Origin of the sequence: Burkholderia sp. Bp9015, assembly GCF_003853505.1 — a bacterium.
Lineage (GTDB): Bacteria > Pseudomonadota > Gammaproteobacteria > Burkholderiales > Burkholderiaceae > Burkholderia.
In genome coordinates this window covers 157,980-175,732 of record NZ_QTPZ01000008.1, presented here as the reverse complement: position 1 = coordinate 175,732, position 17,753 = coordinate 157,980, and the positions used below count along the sequence as shown (strand labels likewise).

18 protein-coding genes are annotated in these 17,753 nt (G+C 68.5%); 12 read left to right on the top strand and 6 right to left on the bottom strand.

Features of this window, described 5'->3' with window-relative positions; translation table 11 throughout:
• The first annotated feature begins 128 nt into the window (after window positions 1-128).
• The 9 genes from DIE12_RS11695 to DIE12_RS11655 all read left to right on the top strand — a co-directional run bounded on the left by DIE12_RS11695 (window position 129) and on the right by DIE12_RS11655 (window position 10,997).
• On the top strand, window positions 129-1,631 hold the full coding sequence (locus DIE12_RS11695; RefSeq protein WP_124523707.1) for an aldehyde dehydrogenase family protein: 1,503 nt from the start codon (window positions 129-131) through the stop codon (window positions 1,629-1,631).
• 106 nt (window positions 1,632-1,737) lie between these two features.
• Complete coding sequence (locus DIE12_RS11690) at window positions 1,738-3,078, top strand: aspartate aminotransferase family protein (protein ID WP_044846672.1); 1,341 nt, start codon at window positions 1,738-1,740, stop codon at window positions 3,076-3,078.
• Between the two features lie 252 nt (window positions 3,079-3,330).
• Complete coding sequence (locus DIE12_RS11685; RefSeq protein WP_124523709.1) at window positions 3,331-4,833, top strand: APC family permease; 1,503 nt, start codon at window positions 3,331-3,333, stop codon at window positions 4,831-4,833.
• On the top strand, window positions 4,830-5,420 hold the full coding sequence (locus tag DIE12_RS11680) for a DUF3156 family protein (RefSeq protein ID WP_124523711.1): 591 nt from the start codon (window positions 4,830-4,832) through the stop codon (window positions 5,418-5,420). Before DIE12_RS11685 ends, DIE12_RS11680 begins: the two co-directional genes overlap by 4 nt.
• A gap of 60 nt (window positions 5,421-5,480) precedes the next feature.
• Window positions 5,481-6,419, top strand: coding sequence for a helix-turn-helix domain-containing protein (locus tag DIE12_RS11675; protein ID WP_044846726.1), 939 nt, complete (start codon window positions 5,481-5,483; stop codon window positions 6,417-6,419).
• Between the two features lie 176 nt (window positions 6,420-6,595).
• Window positions 6,596-7,804 (top strand): porin, encoded by a 1,209-nt coding sequence (locus DIE12_RS11670; protein ID WP_124523713.1) that lies wholly within the window; start codon window positions 6,596-6,598, stop codon window positions 7,802-7,804.
• A 193-nt stretch (window positions 7,805-7,997) separates the two neighbouring features.
• Window positions 7,998-9,236 carry an ABC transporter substrate-binding protein gene (locus DIE12_RS11665; RefSeq protein WP_124523715.1) on the top strand — a complete coding sequence of 413 codons (1,239 nt, stop codon included), beginning with the start codon at window positions 7,998-8,000 and terminating at the stop codon, window positions 9,234-9,236.
• 34 nt (window positions 9,237-9,270) lie between these two features.
• Window positions 9,271-10,140 (top strand): carbohydrate ABC transporter permease, encoded by an 870-nt coding sequence (locus tag DIE12_RS11660; RefSeq protein ID WP_124523717.1) that lies wholly within the window; start codon window positions 9,271-9,273, stop codon window positions 10,138-10,140.
• On the top strand, window positions 10,137-10,997 hold the full coding sequence (locus tag DIE12_RS11655; RefSeq protein WP_124523719.1) for a carbohydrate ABC transporter permease: 861 nt from the start codon (window positions 10,137-10,139) through the stop codon (window positions 10,995-10,997). The genes DIE12_RS11660 and DIE12_RS11655 overlap by 4 nt, the downstream gene beginning before the upstream one ends.
• A 9-nt stretch (window positions 10,998-11,006) precedes the next feature.
• Here DIE12_RS11655 and DIE12_RS11650 read toward each other — a convergent pair whose 3' ends face one another.
• Entirely contained in the window at window positions 11,007-12,029 is a 1,023-nt protein-coding gene (locus DIE12_RS11650) for a LacI family DNA-binding transcriptional regulator (RefSeq protein WP_124523721.1), read from the bottom strand.
• A gap of 6 nt (window positions 12,030-12,035) precedes the next feature.
• On the opposite strand from DIE12_RS11650, the gene DIE12_RS11645 reads away from it, so the two are divergent.
• Window positions 12,036-12,956: a phosphatidylinositol-specific phospholipase C gene (locus tag DIE12_RS11645; RefSeq protein WP_185500297.1), complete on the top strand. Its 921-nt coding sequence runs from the start codon at window positions 12,036-12,038 to the stop codon at window positions 12,954-12,956.
• Here the strand turns inward: DIE12_RS11645 and DIE12_RS11640 are convergent.
• Window positions 12,942-13,142, bottom strand: coding sequence for a hypothetical protein (locus DIE12_RS11640; RefSeq protein WP_124523723.1), 201 nt, complete (start codon window positions 13,140-13,142; stop codon window positions 12,942-12,944). The genes DIE12_RS11645 and DIE12_RS11640 overlap by 15 nt on opposite strands.
• A gap of 40 nt (window positions 13,143-13,182) precedes the next feature.
• A complete protein-coding gene (locus DIE12_RS11635) occupies window positions 13,183-13,794 on the bottom strand; it encodes a LysE family translocator (protein WP_044846680.1) in 612 nt (203 codons plus the stop codon).
• Between the two features lie 83 nt (window positions 13,795-13,877).
• On the opposite strand from DIE12_RS11635, the gene DIE12_RS11630 reads away from it, so the two are divergent.
• Window positions 13,878-14,405, top strand: a complete 528-nt coding sequence (locus tag DIE12_RS11630; RefSeq protein WP_124523725.1) for a GNAT family N-acetyltransferase — start codon at window positions 13,878-13,880, stop codon at window positions 14,403-14,405.
• 15 nt (window positions 14,406-14,420) lie between these two features.
• On the opposite strand, the gene DIE12_RS11625 is transcribed toward DIE12_RS11630, so the two are convergent.
• From DIE12_RS11625 to gcvA, 3 genes are all read right to left on the bottom strand, one after another.
• A complete protein-coding gene (locus DIE12_RS11625) occupies window positions 14,421-15,482 on the bottom strand; it encodes an alkene reductase (RefSeq protein WP_044846682.1) in 1,062 nt (353 codons plus the stop codon).
• A gap of 71 nt (window positions 15,483-15,553) precedes the next feature.
• Complete coding sequence (locus tag DIE12_RS11620; protein ID WP_044846683.1) at window positions 15,554-15,862, bottom strand: helix-turn-helix transcriptional regulator; 309 nt, start codon at window positions 15,860-15,862, stop codon at window positions 15,554-15,556.
• 122 nt (window positions 15,863-15,984) lie between these two features.
• Window positions 15,985-16,884, bottom strand: a complete 900-nt coding sequence (gcvA, locus tag DIE12_RS11615; protein WP_124489037.1) for a transcriptional regulator GcvA — start codon at window positions 16,882-16,884, stop codon at window positions 15,985-15,987.
• Window positions 16,885-17,004: 120 nt separating this feature from the next.
• Between gcvA and DIE12_RS11610 the strand changes: the two genes are divergently transcribed.
• Window positions 17,005-17,709 (top strand): SDR family oxidoreductase, encoded by a 705-nt coding sequence (locus DIE12_RS11610; RefSeq protein ID WP_124523727.1) that lies wholly within the window; start codon window positions 17,005-17,007, stop codon window positions 17,707-17,709.
• Window positions 17,710-17,753: the final 44 nt, after the last annotated feature.

Below are 17,753 nucleotides of genomic sequence, written 5' to 3'. Positions count from 1 at the left end.
CCCGCGTTCCGGTCCCGCACGCGCTTGCCAATTTGCGCTCACCGGGCGCGATCCCCCGTCGATACAGTGGTTCGACACCCGCATGCCGAAGCGCACGCGGCCCAGTCATGACAATCATCGAGACGCCCATGAGCACCACGAACTTCGTCGCGGTCAGCGACACCGTGCGCACCTTCGTCGCACGCGACTTCGGCCTTTTCATCGACGGCGCCATGCAGCGCGCGCACTCGCCCACGCGGCTCGACGTGTACGACCCGGCGACGGGCGAGCGGCTCGCGACGGTCGCGGATGCCGACGCGCACGACGTCGACCGCGCGGTCGCGAGTGCGAAGCGGGCATTCGACACCCGCGTGTGGAGCGGGCTGCGCCCGGCGGACCGCGAGCGCATCCTGCTGAAGCTCGCCGACCTGATCGAGGCCGACGCCGAAACGCTCGCGCAGCTCGAAACGCTGAACCAGGGCAAGTCGATCCATGTGTCGCGCGCGATCGAGGTCGGCGCGAGCGTCGAATACGTGCGCTACATGGCCGGCTGGGCGACCAAGATCACCGGCCAGACGCTCGACGTGTCGATCCCGTTCCCGCCCGGCGCCCGCTATACGGCCTATACGCGCAAGGAGCCGGTCGGCGTGGTCGCGGCGATCGTGCCGTGGAATTTCCCGCTGATGATCGCGGTGTGGAAGCTGATACCGGCGCTCGCGGCCGGCTGCACGATCGTGCTGAAGCCGTCGCCGGAAACGCCGCTCACCGCGCTGCGCCTCGCCGAACTCGCCCTCGACGCCGGCGTGCCGCCCGGCGTGTTCAACGTCGTCACCGGCGGCCGCACGTGCGGCGCCGCGCTGTCGAGCCATCCGTCGATCGCGAAGATCTCGTTCACGGGTTCGACTGCGACCGGCAAGCTGGTCGGCGCGGCTGCCGTGCAGAACATGACGCGCTTCTCGCTCGAACTCGGCGGCAAGAACCCGATCGTGATGCTCGACGACGTCGACGTCGCGCAGGCGCTCGACGGCGTCGCCGCCGGCGCGTTCTTCAACCAGGGGCAGGTGTGCGCGGCCGCGTCGCGCATTTACGTCCATCGCAGCAAATTCGCGCAGCTCGCGGACGGCCTCGCGGGCGTCGCGCAGTCGATGAAGCTCGGCGCGGGGCTCGATACCACCGCGCAGATCAACCCGCTGGTGTCCGCGCTCCATCGCGACAAGGTCGTCCAGCACATCGAAGGCGCGCGCCGCGCGGGCCTCACGTTCCTCGCGGGTGGCACGCCCGCCGACGACCTGCCCGGCTACTACGTGAAGCCGGCCGTGATCGCCGATCCGCATCCGGACAGCGCGATCGTGCGCGACGAAGTGTTCGGCCCGGTGATCGTCGTCGTGCCGTTCGACGATGCGGCCGACGCGGTGCGTCTCGCGAACGCGTCGCCGTACGGCCTCGCCGCGAGCATCTGGAGCAACGACCTGAAGCGCGTGATGAACCTCGTGCCGCAGATCGAGGCCGGCACCGTGTGGGTGAACTGTCACATTCCGCTCGACCCGTCGATGCCGTTCGGCGGCTACAAGCAATCGGGCATCGGCCGCGAGTTCGGCCAGTACGCGATCGAAGGCTTCACCGAAACCAAATCCGTCTGCATCGCGCACTGACGCGCGGCGCCTGCTCCGAACACCACGAACCCCGCGAACAACCCGAAAACCTCGAACCCCGACCCCGGACGGTCGAGGTTCAAACGATCCGAAAGTGGAGATTGCAATGAGCTACAACGAAGCGAAATTCTGGCACCCGATGCTGCACCCGAACGAAATGAAACAGCGCAAGCCGATCCGCATCGTGCGCGGCGACGGCTGCTACGTGTTCGACGAAACCGGCAAGCAGCTGGTCGACGGCGTCGCGGGCCTGTGGAACGTGAACGTCGGGCACAACCGCCAGGAAGTGAAGGATGCGATCGTGCGCCAGCTCGACGAACTCGAATACTTCCAGCTGTTCGACGGCATCTCGCATCCGCGCGCGGAAGAGTTGTCGAAGAAGCTGATCGACATGATGGAGCCGGAAGGGATGCGCCGCGTGCTGTACAGCTCGGGCGGCTCGGACTCGATCGAGACCGCGCTGAAGATCGCGCGCCAGTACTGGAAGGTGCGCGGCCAGGCCGACCGCACCAAGTTCATCTCGCTGAAGCAGGGCTATCACGGCACGCACTTCGGCGGCGCGTCGGTGAACGGCAACACGGTGTTCCGCCGCAATTACGAGCCGAACCTGCCCGGCTGTTTCCACGTCGAGACGCCGTGGCTGTACCGCAACCCGTTCACGCAGGACCCGGAGGAACTCGGGCGGATCTGCGCGGAAATGCTGGAGCGCGAGATCCAGTTCCAGAGCCCCGACACGGTCGCCGCGTTCATTGCCGAGCCGGTGCAGGGCGCGGGCGGCGTGATCGTGCCGCCGGCCAACTACTGGCCGCTCGTGCGCGAGGTGTGCGACCGCTACGGCGTGCTGCTGATCGCCGACGAAGTCGTGACCGGCTTCGGCCGCAGCGGCAGCCTGTTCGGCAGCCGCGGCTGGGGCGTGCGCCCGGACATCATGTGCCTCGCGAAAGGGATCTCGTCCGGCTACGTGCCGCTCGGCGCGACGGCCGTGAACGCGCGGATCGAGGACGCGTTCGCCGCGAACGCGGACTTCGGCGGCGCGATCATGCACGGCTACACGTACGCAGGGCACCCGGTCGCCTGCGCGGCCGCCATCGCGAGCCTCGACATCGTCGTGAAGGAAGACCTGCCGGCGAACGCGGCGAAGCAGGGCGCGTATCTGCTGGAAGCGCTGCAGTCGTTCCCGGAACGCTTCGCGGCGGTCGGCGAGGTGCGCGGCAAGGGGCTGATGCTCGCGCTCGATCTCGTCGCGAACAAGCAGACCCGCGAGCCGATCGACCCGCTGTCCGGCTATGCGAACGCGGTCGCGGAAGTGGCGCGCGAGCACGGCGTGCTGGTGCGGCCGGTCGGCACGAAGATCATCCTGTCGCCGCCGCTCGTGATCCAGCGCGAGCAGCTCGACCGGATCGTCGACGCGCTCGCGGCAGGCTTCGAGGCCGTGCCGTTCGCATGAGGCCGTGACGGCATGAGCGCATGACGCCGAACCGGCGGTGGAGGGCGGGATAACCCGTTCGCCACCGCCGGTTTGCCGATTTGCGCTATGACCGGATTATTTTGCCTGCGTATTTTTTCGACATCGGATCAGGTTTGGATCGACAGGGGCCCGGGTGCCGGCGCTTGAGCGCCGCCCCGGGCCGACCGCGAAGCATGGCTCGGAGCGGGCGCCGCAGCGCCGGTTCCGGCCCGAAAAGGGAAGGAGACGAAGATGTCGGGATGGTCTGGAATGACCGGCGCAGCGGGCGACACGCCCGCCGGTGCGTCGGCTGAAGCGGGCGGCGGCACGGTGCTGAAGGCCGGGGCGGTCGGGTTTCCGACCGCGCTGGCGAGCGCCGTCGGCCTCATCATGGCGAGCCCGGTGATTCTCACCGCGACCTCGGGCTTCGGGATGGGCGGCTGGGCGTTCGCGGTCGCGATGCTCATCGCGTTCGTGATGATGCAGGCGCAGGCCACGACGTTCTCCGAAGCCGCCGCGATGCTGCCGACGGCCGGCTCGGTTTACGATTACCTGTCATGCGGGCTCGGTCGCTTCTGGGCGATCACCGGCACGATTTCCGCGTATTTCCTCGTGCACGTGTTCGCCGGCACGGCGGAGACGATCCTGAGCGGCATCATGGCGCTCGTGAACTTCGAATCGCTGAACGCCGCGCTCGAGAAGCACAACAGCTCGTGGCTCGTCGGCGTCGGCCTCGTGGTCACGTTCGCGATCACCAACATCATCGGCATCAAGGTGTTCAGCAAGCTCGAGATCGTGCTGACGGCCGGCATGTGGCTGTCGCTGATGATCTTCGGCATCCTCGGCCTCGCGGCCGCGCCGGCCGTGCATCTCGACGGCTGGTTCGGCGGCTCGGAAGTCGGCACGTCGGTGCCGGCCGTGCTGTCGCTGGTCGGGATGGCGATGTTCATGTTCGTCGGCTGCGAGTTCGTTACGCCGCTCGCGCCGGAAATGAAGGCGCCGGGCCGCACGATTCCGCGCGCGATGGCGCTCGGCCTCGTTGGCGTCGCGATCTGCATGTTCCTGTACGGCGCGGCGATCCGGCGCCAGGTCGCGAACGTGCCGGTGAGCCCGGACGGCCTCACGCACCTGCTCGACACGCCGGGCGCGATTCCCGCGTTCGCGCTGCAGGTGCTCGGGCCCTTCGGCCGCATCTGGTTCGGCATCGCGTTCCTGTGCGCGGGCGCCGCGACGATCAACACGCTGATGGCCGGGCTGCCGCGCATCCTGTACGGGATGGCGATCGACGGCGCGCTGCCGCGCTGTTTCGCGTATCTGCATCCGCGCTTCAAGACGCCGGTGGTCGGCATCGTCGCGTCGGCGATCGTGCCGATCTTCCATGCGTGGCTGATCAACGGCAACCTCGACAGCATCCTGCACCTCGTGCTCGCCGCGACCTGCGCATGGGGCACGGCGTACCTGCTCGTCACCGCGTCGGTCGTGATGCTGCGCATCCGCCGCCCGGACCTGCCGCGCCCGTACCGTTCGCCGCTGTTTCCGCTGCCGCAGATCGTGTCGAGCGTCGGCATCGTGCTCGCGATCTGGTACATCACGCCGCCCGGCATGAATGCGCGCGACATCTACGTGCCGTTCGGCGCGATGCTCGGGCTCACCGCGCTGTACGCGCTGTTCTGGACGCTCGTCGTGCAGCGCCGGCATCCGTTCAGGCCGGTGCCGGTCGAGGAAGTGCTGCGCAACGAGCACGTCGCCTCGTGAGGGCCGCGCTCGCCCGCTGGCGCGCGGCGCCCGACGCACCGCCGCCCGGCCACCGGCCCGGCGCGATCGCCGCGCGCGTGCTGGCCGACCTCGGTGCGGTGCGCGACGCGAACGGCGGCGCGGCCGAAATCCTGGCCCGGCTTCCGAACGGCGTGCGCGTGAGCGTCGAAGAACGCGTCGACCGCCAGTTCCTGATGCATACGGTCAGCGTGCAGGTGTCGATCAGCGCGGACGGCCCGGCCGCGCAGGGCCTTGCACGCGTGCTGCAGACCGGCTGGCTGCGGCGCGCCGGCATCGCGGCCGCGCCCGAGCCGGGAAGCGACCCCGGATTCGCGCGGACGGTGGCCGCACTCGCCGCGCAGCCGTCGCTCGCCGACGCGCTGCGCCCGCTGCACCTGACCGACTGCACGATCGCCGCGCGCGACGGCCGCTGGACGCTCGCCGTCGTGCCGTTCGGCGGCAGCGAGGTCGTGAACCGGATGCCGTCGTTTCGCCGCTACGTGCGCGTGACCAGCGAGCAGGCCGCCGCGCTGTCGGCGGCCTGTCTTGCATTCGAAACTGCACTACGCGGAATTTTGCGGGGGTAAGCTGTGGCGCTGCGTGCCGTGCGGCCGCAGCGTGGAATCAGGGTTTTACCGGAGATGCCGATGCTGTTCCAGTCACGCTCACACGAAGACGTGCATGACCACGGGCTCGCGATCGCGGGTTGGCATCAGGTCTACCGCCAGATGACGCCGGGCCGCTTCAGGGGCACCGTCACGCAGGTGCTGTACGACGACTTCCATTTCTTCCGCGAGACGACCAACCGGCGTGTCGCGCAAACCGGCCTCGCACCGGCCGGGCGCACGTCGCTCGCGGTGCCGCTGTCGGTGCCGCTCGCCGGCACGTTCCAGAGCCAGCCGGTCGACGGCTATGCGCTGCTCGCGCTGCGCGCCGGCGAGGATTTCGAATTCCATACGCCGGAAGGGATGGGACTGGTCGGGATCAGCGCGGCGTCGGACATGGTCGACGAGCTCTGCGAGGCCGAATTCGGTGCGGCCGGCGCGCGCAAGCTGCGGCACGTCACGCGGCTGTCGGACGCACAAGGCGTCGCGCTCGGCGCGCGGCTGTCGTCGCTGATCGATGACGCGCAGCGCAACCCCGGCTGCCTCGAATACGCGGCCACCCGCAAGATGTTCCGCGACACGATGCTCGGCATGTTCCTCGATGCGCTCGAGCAGGGCATCGGCGTCGAGCGCCGCGACATCACGCACGCCACCTACAGCGATATCGTCAGCCGTTGCGAGAAACACCTGCGCGACCGGCCCGAGGAACCCGTCACCGTGCTCGAGCTGTGCCGCGCGCTGCGCTGCAGCCGCCGCACGCTGCAGACGAGCTTCCAGCGCGTCGCCGACGTCACGCCCGTCGGCTATCTGCGCACGATCCGGCTGAACGCGGTGCGGCGCCTGCTGCGCACGACGTCCGCGCATCAGCTCGGCGTCGGCGAGGCCGCAGCAAGCTGGGGCTTCACGCATCTCGGCTATTTCGCGCGCGAGTATCGCGACCTGTTCGGCGAGCTGCCGTCGCAAACCTTGCGCCCCGAATGACGTCTTCGCATCGCGACGGTGCCGCCGGGCGCCGCCGCGTGTCGCCCGTTCCGTTCGTTTCACCATTTGCTGATTTGGGATAGGGGTCCCGAATTTTCGCTGGATAGAGTCCTGTCACCGAAATCGACAACACCATCGGTTCGCACTACGAATCGATGACAACAGAGGGACGGGACATGAAGATCGGACGAAGACTGGCCGCGGCCGCGGCCACGCTGGGTTGCATGCACGCGCACGCGCAGACCTCCGGCAGCGTGACGCTGTACGGCACCGTGGACACCGGCGTCATCTATTCGACGAACCAGCAGTTCACGCGCGCCGACGGCAGCACGGGCGGCGGCCATGCATGGCAGATGGGCGGCGGCAACCTCGTGCCGTCCCGCTTCGGATTCCAGGGTGCCGAGCCGCTCGGCGGCGGGCTCGACGCGGTGTTTTCGCTCGAACAGCAGTTCCTGTCCGCGAGCGGGCAGGCGCTGCAGGGCGGCACCGCGTTCAGCCGGCAGGCGTGGGTCGGGCTGCGCCAGGATGCGATCGGCACGCTCGGCCTCGGCCGGCAATACGACTCGTACACGGACATGCTCGGCGCCTATGTATCGAGCAACAACTGGGCGACGCCGTACGGCTCGCACCTCGGCGACGTCGACAACCTGAACGCCGCGTTCAACTTCAACAACGCGGTGAAGTTCACCAGCGCGGATTTCAACGGCCTGACGTTCGGCGGCACGTTCAGCTTCGGCGGCCAGGCCGGCGACTTTTCCGCGAAGCGCGGCTATGCGGTCGCCGCAACCTACACGCGTGCGCCGGTCGCGTTCTCGGTCGGCTATCTCGACCTGCACCAGCCGCTCGACGCGGCGCTCGGCGGCGCGAGCGGCTATATCGGCGACTTCGCGTGCAGCAATCCGGGCGCGATGTACTGCCTGCTGCAGGACGCCGGCTCGATGCGCGCGTTCGGCGCGGGCGGCTCGGTGACGCTCGGCGCGGCGACGCTCGCGCTGACCTACACGCACACGCGCCTCGGCGACAGCCGCTATTTCTCGACCGGCGCGCAGCCGCGCACGCAGGCGTTCACGTTCGACATCGGAGAATTGAACGCCACGTACATGTTCACGCCCGCGCTGCAAGGCGGCGTCGCGTACATCTTCAACGCCGCGCACACGGACGGCCGCGGCACGACGCGCTTTCACCAGGTCAACGTCGGCACGAACTACAGCCTGTCGAAGCGCACCGCGCTGTATGCGGTCGCGATCGGCCAGATCGCGAGCGGCACGGGGCTCGGCACCGACGCGAACGGCAATGCGGTGAACTACGCGCAGATTCCGGTGCTCGCGAACAGCAATTCGAGCCGGCAACTCGCGGTGATGGCCGGGATTCGCGTGAACTTCTGACGGCACGCACACGGTGGCACGGGCGGTGGGCGGGGCGGGCGGCCGCACCGTCGGCCGCTTTCGCCGCGTGCCACAAATTCTTAACGATCGACGTGAACAATGGCGTTCGCTTCAGGCCGCCCGAAGCGTCGCCCGCGTTGCACACGTGTGCAACGCCCGGCGGCTCGCCACCACGCCGATCGAGAGAGACCACATGACCCTGCTGAGCCGCCTGCGCGCGCTGTCCGCCGCCGTTGCGCTGTCCCTTGCCGCCTCGCACGCCTTCGCGGCGGACCTCGTCATCGCGGGCCGCGACGACATCTACGGCAAGGGGCTGGCCGACGCCGTCGCCGGCTTCACCAAGCTGCATCCGGGCACCGACATCGAGTTGCTCAAGCTGCCGAACGCGAACCTGTACCAGAAGCTGAAGCTGTCGATGCGCGAAGGCACCGGCACGTACGACCTCGTGATGATGGACGATACGTGGGCACCCGAATTCATCGGCAACGGCTGGCTGAAGCCGCTGCCGTCAGCGCTCGCCGACGCCGATCTCGTGCCGTCCGCGGTCGCGCTCGGCCGCAACGCGGCGGGCGCGCTGTACGCGCTGCCGATCGTCGGCAACGTCGAGATGTTCGCGTACCGGAAGGATCTGCTCGCGAAGTACCAGCTGCAGCCGCCGCGCAACTGGGACGACGTGCTGAAGATCGCGCAGACCATCGGCGGCGCGGACAAGAGCGTGTCGGGCGTCGTGTTCCGCGGCACCAAGGGCAACCCGGTCGTGACGGGCTTCCTGCCGATCCTGTGGGCCTACGGCGGCGACGTGTTCGACCGTGCCGGCAACGTGACGATCGATTCGCGTGAGTCGCAGGCCGCGCTGAAGACTTTCCTTGCGCTGAAGACCGCCGCGCCGAAGGACGTCGACGTGTACGGCGCCGCCGAGGTGCGCGACGCACTGCAGCGCGGCACGGCCGCGCAGTCGATCGAGGTGTGGCCGGCGTGGATCCCGGCGCTCGACGATCCGAAGCAGTCGCGCGTGGTCGGGCAGATCGCGCTGCAGCCGCCGCCCGGGCAGACGGCCGGCCCGGCGCCGATGCTCGGCATCTGGCAGATGGGCATTCCGAAGGATGCGCCGCACGCGAAGCTCGCGCAGGATTTTCTGGCCTACCTGAGCTCGCGCGACACGCAAACGCGTCTCGCCGGGATCGGCATTCCGCCGACGCGCCGCAGCGTGTTCGCCGATCCGGCGCTGGTGCGCCAGTACCGCTGGTACCCCGATCAGCTGAAGGCGCTCGAGGCCGGCCGTGCGCGGCCGCGCGTGAAGGACTGGCAGCAGGTCGAGAGCATTCTCGGCGACCAGCTGCAGCTCGCGCTGACCGGGCAGGCCACTCCCGACGCCGCGCTGCGCCAGGCGCAGCAGAAGATCGCGCAGGCGATGGCCGCGGCCGGCAAGTGACGGCACGCCGCCACGCATCGTCCGGAATCCGCGCATGAAAGCCCTCGGCCGCAGCCTGCCGTTCGTCGCGCTGCTCGGGCCCGCGCTGCTGGTGCTGGCCGCGCTCGCGCTGTACCCCGTCGCGCAGGTGCTGATCGACTCGTTCTGCCAGGTCGACTACACGGCGGGCCGTCGCGCATTCGCGGGGCTCGCGAACTATCGCGCGGTGCTCGGCGACGACGCGTTCGCGGCCGGTTTCGGCAATACGCTGCGCTTCACGATCGCGGCGTCGCTCGTCGAGGTCGGGCTCGGCTTCGGTCTCGCGCTGCTGTTCGTGCGCGCGTTTCCGGGGCGGCGCATTGCGCTGCCGCTCGCGATCCTGCCGATGATGCTGTCGACGCTCGTGTGCTCGGCGATCTGGCGCAACTGGCTCAACTTCGACGGCTTCCTGAACGCGCTGCTCGCCGCGTTCGGCGTCGAAGGCGTGCGCTGGCTGTCCGATCCGCATCTTGCGTTGTGGTCGCTCGCGCTCGTCGACGTGTGGCAGTGGACGCCGATGGCGTTCCTGATCGTACTGGCCGGGCTGCAATCGATCCCGCAGGAACTGTACGAAGCCGCGCGCACCGATGGCGCGAGCGAATGGCAGTGCCTGCGCGACATCACGCTGCCGCTCGCGGCGCCGCAGATCGGCCTCGCGCTGCTGCTGCGATCGATCGACACGTTCAAGCTGTTCGACAAGGTCTACGCGCTGACGGGCGGCGGCCCCGGCAACGCGACGCAGACGCTGTCGACCTACATCTACGACACGGGCTTCCGCTTCTTCAACGTCGGGCCGGCGAGCGCCGCGTCGGTGCTGATGCTCGCGGCGTCCGCGCTGCTCGTTTCGGGGTACGTATGGCAGACGGTTCGCAAGCGGCGCGCATGACGGCGCGATCCGCGTACCTCGCGCACGCGCGAAAGGGTGCCGCGTTCGCGCATGCCGCGCCGTTGGCGCTGCGCATCATTGCGCTCGCGCTGTTGCTGCTGCCGTGCCTGTGGATGGCCGGCGCGGCGTTCATGCCGACGCTCGAACGCCTCGATCATCCGCTACGGATCTGGCCGGCTGCACCGACGTTCGAGCATTTCGCGTCGGTGTGGTCGAACGGTATCGGCGCGCCGCTCGCCAATTCGCTGCTGGTCGGGTTCGGCACGACGCTGCTCGCGCTGACGCTCGCGTTTCCGGCCGCATACGCGCTCGTGCGGCTGCGGTTTCCGGCGCGGCTGGATGTGCTGTTCCTGATGCTCGTGCTGGCCTTGAAGCTGATGCCGCCGATCACGATCGCGGTGCCGCTGTTCGCGCTCGCGAAGCGGTTGCATCTGCTCGATTCGACGCTCGGGCTGATGCTTGCTTACCAGATCTACGCGCTGCCGATGGCGATCTGGATGCTGCTCGCGTTCGTGCGCGACGTGCCCGTCGAATACGAGGAGGCCGCGTGCATCGACGGCGCGGGGCTCGCGCGGCGGCTCGTGCAGATCGTGTTGCCGCTGTGCGCGCCGGGGCTGATCGCGACCGCGATCTTCGTGTTCATCGCCGCATGGAACGAGTTCCTGATCGCGCTGCTGTTCGTGTCGACGCCGAGCCGCTTTACGCTGCCGCTCGCGATTGCCGGTTACGTGACGGAGAACGGCATCGACTGGGGCGACCTGATGAGCGCGGGGCTGCTGGCGTCGCTGCCGACCCTTGCGGTGGCCGGCTACGTGCAGCGCTACCTGCTGCGCGGCTTCGCCGGCGGACTGAAGTGACACGACGCGTTACGCGCAGCTATGCCGCGCCACGTGCGTAACCGGCACGACCCGCGTGCGCGACGCGCCGTCGAACGTCTGGATCCGGTCGGCGAGCAGGTCGACGGCCGCGTGCGCGAGGCCTTGCGTGTCCTGGCGCAGCGTCGAGAGCCGGTAGGCGTCGTATGCGGCGGCGGGGATGTCGTCGAAGCCGATCACGCGCAGGTCGTCGGGCACGCGCAAGCCGAAGGCGTCGCGCGCGGCGTCGATCATGCCGAGCGCGAGCAGGTCGGACGAGCAGAACACACCGTCCGGCCGCTCGCCCGTCGCGAACAGTTGCCGCGCGGCGTCGAGGCCGCATGCGTGCGTGTCGGAGTCCGTATCGATCACGCGGACGAGCGCCGCATCGTACGCGTCGCCGTGTTGCAGCGCCTGCGCGAACGCCTCCGCGCGCGCGCGTGCGCTGTAGCTCGCGGTACGCGGCCCGACGAACGCGAGCCGGCGCGCGCCGGCCCGCACGAGCCGTTGCGCCGCATGGACGGCGCCCGTCGCGTTGTCGCTGACGACGACGTCCGCGCCCGGCAGGTTCGCTTCGCGGTTGATCATCACGACGGGAATCCGGTGGTCGAGATACTGCTGCGCGACCGACAGCGGCGGCGAAGCGGACGTCATCACCAGGCCCGCGATCCGGTAGCTGAGCAGCCGCTCCAGCGATTGCCGGACCTGATGCGGATCGTCCGCATTGGTCACGAGCGGCGTGAACGCGCGCTGCCCGAGCGCGGCCATCAGGTCCGACAGCAGCCGTGCGCGGAACGGATTCTCGAAACCGGCCGTCACGACGCCGATCATGCTGCTGCGCTGCGTGATCATGTCGCGCGCGATCAGGTTGACCTGGTAGCCGAGCGCACGCGCGGCCGCCATCACGCGTTCGCGCGTCTCGGGCGCGATGCTCGCCGTCGGCGAGAACGCGCGCGACACCGCGGAGCGCGACACGCCGGCCCGCACGGCGACATCCGACGCGGTCACCCACGTCTTTCTTTCCTTGTCAGTCATCGATTCATGATCCCTTCGCGACACGAAGCCTCCACGCCGCTGGCCGACTGGATGTCGGCGCTCGACGACGCGCGGCCGCTGCATACGCTGACCCTACCGGGCAGCCATGACACCTGTGCGTATACGGTCGACGATCCGCTCGTACGCACGCAGCGCGCGCCGCTCGATGCGCAGCTCGCGCATGGCGTGCGGCTGCTCGACATTCGCTGCCGGCACCGGGGCGATACGTTCGACATCCATCACGGCGGCATCGCGCTCGGCCTGTCGTTCGACGACGTGCTCGCGGACTGCACGCGCTTTCTCGATGCGCATCCGCGCGAATGCATCGTGATGTCGGTGAAGGACGAATGGCCCGCGCATGCGTGCACGCGCAGTTTCGACGCGACGTTCGATGCGCATTGCGCGCGGCATCCGCGGCTGCGCTGGCATGCGGGCCGCGCGCTGCCGGCGCTCGGCGATGTGCGCGGCGCGATGGTGCTGTTGCGGCGGTTCCGCAGCAGCCGGCCGCTGGGCATCGACCTGACCGCGTGGCCCGACAATGCGACGTTTACGATCGATCATCCGGATGCGGCGTTCGTGATCCAGGATGAATACCGTGTGCCTGTCGCCGGGTCGATCCACTACAAGTGGCGTGTGATCGATGCGCTGCTGAGCCGCATGCCGTCGCCGGAGAGCGGGCGCTGGGCGATCAATTTCTGCAGCGGCACGGGGATGGGCGCGAATCCGTCGGTGGTCGCGCGCGGCGACGGCAGGGTAGTCGGGATTCAGGCGCGGCTCGCGGCGCGGTTGCGTGAAACGCGCGGTCCGTGTGGCGCGATGCTGCTCGATTTCTGCGACGACGATGACTGGGCGCTGGTGCGGGCGTTGGTCGAGTGTAATGAGGATGGGCCCGTGGTGGGTGGCAGGCGCAGGCTAATGGGTTGTTAGCGCATTCGCATTGAAGACCGCGAACTCGCCGACAGTCAGGACCCAACCTTCCCAACCATAGATCGGAATGCGATGACGCTCGCAATAGTCAATGCATTCGAGCGCGGCGTCGAGCGGAAGCACGATCTCGCGACGAGAAATCGACAGTGCGGCAAGTGCCGCGGGAATTTTCTCGAGTTGCGGCATTGCAGGTCTACGGAGAACGGGATGGTGTGCGATCGACGGACTACCGCGTCGCGATCGCCACCGCCGCACCCGCCATCGCGGTCGCGCTCGTGCGGTTCGCGACCCGCTTCGCGCGTGCCGACGTCAGAAATGCGCGCGCACGCACCGCGAGCAGCGACCAGAAGCAGTCGGCGAGGATCAGGATCGCCAGCATCGTGCCGACCAGCTCGGCCCACGCGAGCACACCGACATGCGTCAGATCGACGATCGTCGGCAGCAGCGCGAGATAGAACAGCATGATCTTCGGGTTGCCGAGCGTGACCAGCGTGCCCGCGACGAACATGCGCCACGGCGACTGCCCGCGCGGCAGGTCGCCGGCCTGCGTGTCGGTCGGCGCGGTCCACATCTTCCACGCGAGGAACAGCAGGTACGCGACGCCGAGCAGCTTCAGCACGAGCAGGCCCGTCTCGAACGTGCGTGCGAACGCCGACAGCCCGGCCACCGCCAGCGTGAGCCACAGCGCCTCGCCGATCCACATCGCGGCGAGGAACGGCAGCACGTCTCGCACGCCGTTCGTCAGCACGCGCGCGACGAGCGCGGCGACGCTCGGGCCGGGCGTGCCGGCGGTGACGAGCAGGGCGATGGCGAACACGGCGAGCGCGGACAGCGTCATGGCGAACCTCGTGGGCAAGGCGTTCGAAAGGTATGAAGTTTCGATTATAGTGACGGCCGTTCCTGCCTGCCTACCTCGTCGTGATGACAGTATCGATCCGGATTCGTCCCGCCACGCGGGAAGACGCGGCCGCGATGGCCGCCGTGGAAGTGGCCGCCGCCCAGCGCTTTCGCGACATCGGCATGTCCGACATCGCCGAAGGCGAGCCGACCGATGCGGCCGACGTGCTCGCACGCATCGACGACGGCCGCGCGTATGTGGCGACGGACGAAGCGGGGGGCTGCGTGGGTTTCGCGTTCTACCGGCTGCTCGATGCGCAGCGGCTTTATCTGGAGGAACTGGACGTCGCGCCGTCGCATGCGGGGCAGCGGATCGGCGCGCGCCTGATTGAACGGATCATGACACGCGCCGCGCAAGACGGCATCGCGCAGGTCGTGCTGTCGACGTTTCGCGACGCGCCGTGGAATGCGCCGTACTACGCGCGCCTGGGCTTCGACATCATCGACGACGCATCGCTCGACGACACGCTGCATGCGGTCCGCGCGCATCACGTCGCGCGTGGGCTCGACGAGACGCAGCGCGTGTTCATGCGCGCGGACGTGTGCGCATGAACGTGCCGCCGGCCGTCATGCCGCGTCGCTGAGCGCCGGGTAGTCGGTGTAACCCGTTTCGCCTTCGGCGTAGAACGTCTCCGGCACCGGCTTGTTCAGCGGTGCGCCGAGTTCGAGTCGACGCGGCAGGTCCGGATTCGCGATGAACAGCTTGCCCCACGCGATCGCGTCGGCGTGGCCGCTCGCGAGCGTGTCCTGCGCCGATTCGAGCGTGAACTGCTCGTTCGCGATCAGCGGGCCGCCGAACGCCTCCTTCAGACGCGGGCTCAGCTGGTCGCCCGAATACGATTCACGCGTGAAGATGAACGCGATCTTGCGGCGGCCGAGTTCGCGTGCGACGTAGCCGAACGTCGCGGCCGGATCGGAATCGCCCATCGTGTGCGCGTCGCCGCGCGGTGCGAGGTGCACGCCGACACGGCCCGCGCCCCACACGTCGATCGCCGCGTCGACCACTTCGAGCAGCAGGCGCGCGCGGTTCTCGATCGGGCCGCCGTACGCGTCGGTGCGCAGGTTGGTGCTGTCCTGCAGGAACTGATCGAGCAGGTAGCCGTTCGCGCCGTGGATCTCGACGCCGTCGAAGCCCGCCTTCTTCGCGTTTTCCGCGCCCCTGCGGTACGCGGCGACGATACCCGGAATTTCATCGATGTCGAGCGCGCGCGGCGTCACGTACGGACGCGGCGGCCGCACGAGGCTCACGTGACCGCCCGCGGCGATCGCGCTCGGCGCGACCGGCAGGTCGCCGTCCAGGAACACCGGATCGGAAATCCGGCCGACGTGCCAGAGCTGCAGCACGATGCGGCCGCCCGCCGCGTGCACGGCCTGCGTCACGCGCTTCCAGCCTTCCACCTGTTCGTCGGACCAGATGCCCGGCGTGTCCGCGTAGCCGACACCCTGCGGCGTGACCGAAGTCGCTTCGCTGATGATCAGGCCGGCCGATGCGCGCTCGGCGTAATAGCGGGCCATCAGGTCGTTGGGCACGCGCGCGCTGCCGGCGCGGGCACGGGTGAGCGGCGCCATCACGACGCGGTTCGGTAGAGTCAGGTCGCCGAGGGTAACGGGATCGAACAGGGTAGGCATGGAGGTAACCTCTTCACGAAAGGCGGGATGGCCGTCGCGTCGTGCGCGACGGGTGGCCCGCATGTCCTGGGTCAGAGTTCGCGACGCAGGGCGTCGAGAAATGCGTCGATGACGGCCTCGTTGCGCTGGAAGAACGCCCACTGGCCGATCCGCGTCGACGTCACGAGCCCCGCGCGCTGCAGCGTCGCGAGGTGCGCGGAAACCGTCGACTGCGACAGCCCGCAGCGCGCGTCGATCTGCCCGGCGCAGACGCCGTGGTCGTACGGCAGCGTCTGCTCCGGGAAATGCGCGCCCGGCGTTTTCAGCCAGACGAGGATTTCCCGGCGCACGGGGTTCGAGAGCGCTTTCAGGATCGCGTCGATGTCGAGTTCGGTCGGCATGGAAGGGCGTGGTGTTCTGGGCATACGGGTATCGTCGATGGGCGAATCATATATCGTAAAATAACGATACGTGTGAAGGCACTGATGGAAGTGGGGTTGTTGGTCGGTCGGACTTCAGCGCGTCACCCGTTCCCGTACTGCGCGAACAGCCACCGCCGCATCGCATCGAGCGCTTCCGAGTGCGCACTGGCCTGCGGAAAGACGACGTAAAACCCGAGCGACATTGGAAACGAAAAATCGAACACGCGCCGCAGTCGGCCATCCGCGATATCGCGTTCGACCAGCGGCTCGCTGGTCAGCGCGATGCCCTGGCCGGCGACCGCGGCGTCGATTGCGAGCAGCGATTGGCTGAACCGCGGCCCTTTCGTCGGATCGGCCCGGCCTTTGCCGCCGAGCTTGTCGATGAACTCGGGCCACAGATCGTGCGCGTCGTGCAACAGCACATGCTTTGCGAGGTCCGCGGGCGTCCGGATCGGCGAGCCGCTGTCGAGCAGTTTCGGGCTGGCGACGGCAAAGATGTCGAGCGGAAACAGCAACTCGGCGACCAGGCCGGCCGGGAACGGCGGCTTGCTCAGTCGAATCGCGATGTCGACGCCGTCGGCCCGGAACGACGCAAGCCTTTCGTCGGCGATCACGCGCACTTCGATGTCGGGATGCAGCCGGCCGAAGTCCGACAGGCGCGGAATCAGCCACTTCGACGCGAACGACGGCGTCGTGCTGACCGCCAGAACCGTCGGGCGCTGCCCGAGCGCGTCCGTGGCGTCGGAGATGATCTGCAGCGCACGCTGGACCGACGAAAAATACTCGAGCCCTTCGCGCGTCAGCGCCAGCCCCCTGGGCAGCCGCCGGAACAGCTGAACCTCCACGACGTCCTCCAGATGCCTGACCTGTTGCGCCACCGCGCCCTGGGTCACGCCGAGTTCGTCGGCGGCCAGCCGGAAATTGAGGTGTCGCGCGGCGGCCTCGAACGCGCGAAGCGCATTGAGCGGCGGGAACCGGCGGATACGCGATAGCGCCTTCATGCAGTAGAAATTCTACAGGGTGGGTGGAGAAATCATGGTTCGACAAGCCGATTATAGAGTCCTACAGTGCTGCCATGGACGATGATCGCGGCGCTGCGCCGACCCATTCAGGAGAACAGCATGACTGTAGAGAAAGTGGCTTTGGTGACGGCGGCGGGCAAGGGCATGGGCGCCGCGATTGCGCGGGATCTCGCGGGCAACGGTTATCGCGTCGCGCTGATGTCGCCGTCCGGCAGCGCGGTCGAACTGGCGAAGGAACTCGGCGGGTTCGGCGTGGCGGGGTCGGTCACCGAAGACGCCGACATCGCGCGCTTCGTGAACGAGACGCTCGCGAAGTACGGCCGTATCGATGCGGTCGTCAACAATACCGGGCATCCGCCGAAGGGCGACCTGCTCTCGATCGACGACGACAAATGGCACGAAGGGCTCGACCTGATCGTGCTCAACGTCGCGCGCGTGCTGCGCCGCGTGACACCGGTCTTCCTGAAGCAGGGCGGCGGCGCGGTGGTCAACATCTCGAGCTTCGCGGCCGACGCGCCCGAGCAGGCGATGCCGGTGTCGTCCGCGCTGCGCGCGGCGCTCAGCGCCTTCACGCGCCTGTACGCCGACCGGTACGCGAAGGACAACATCCGCATCAATTCGGTGCTGCCCGGCTTCATCGACAGCTGGCCGGAGACGCCCGAGATCGTGGCCCGCATTCCGGCCGGCCGTTTCGGCAAGACACAGGAGATCGCGCAGACCGTGACGTTCCTGCTTTCGGAAGGCGCCGGCTACATTACCGGGCAGAACATTCGCGTCGACGGCGGCATCGTCCGCGCGCTTTAAGCCGCTGCCGGGCAGGGCGGTGCGCGCGCGGACGTTGCGCCGGC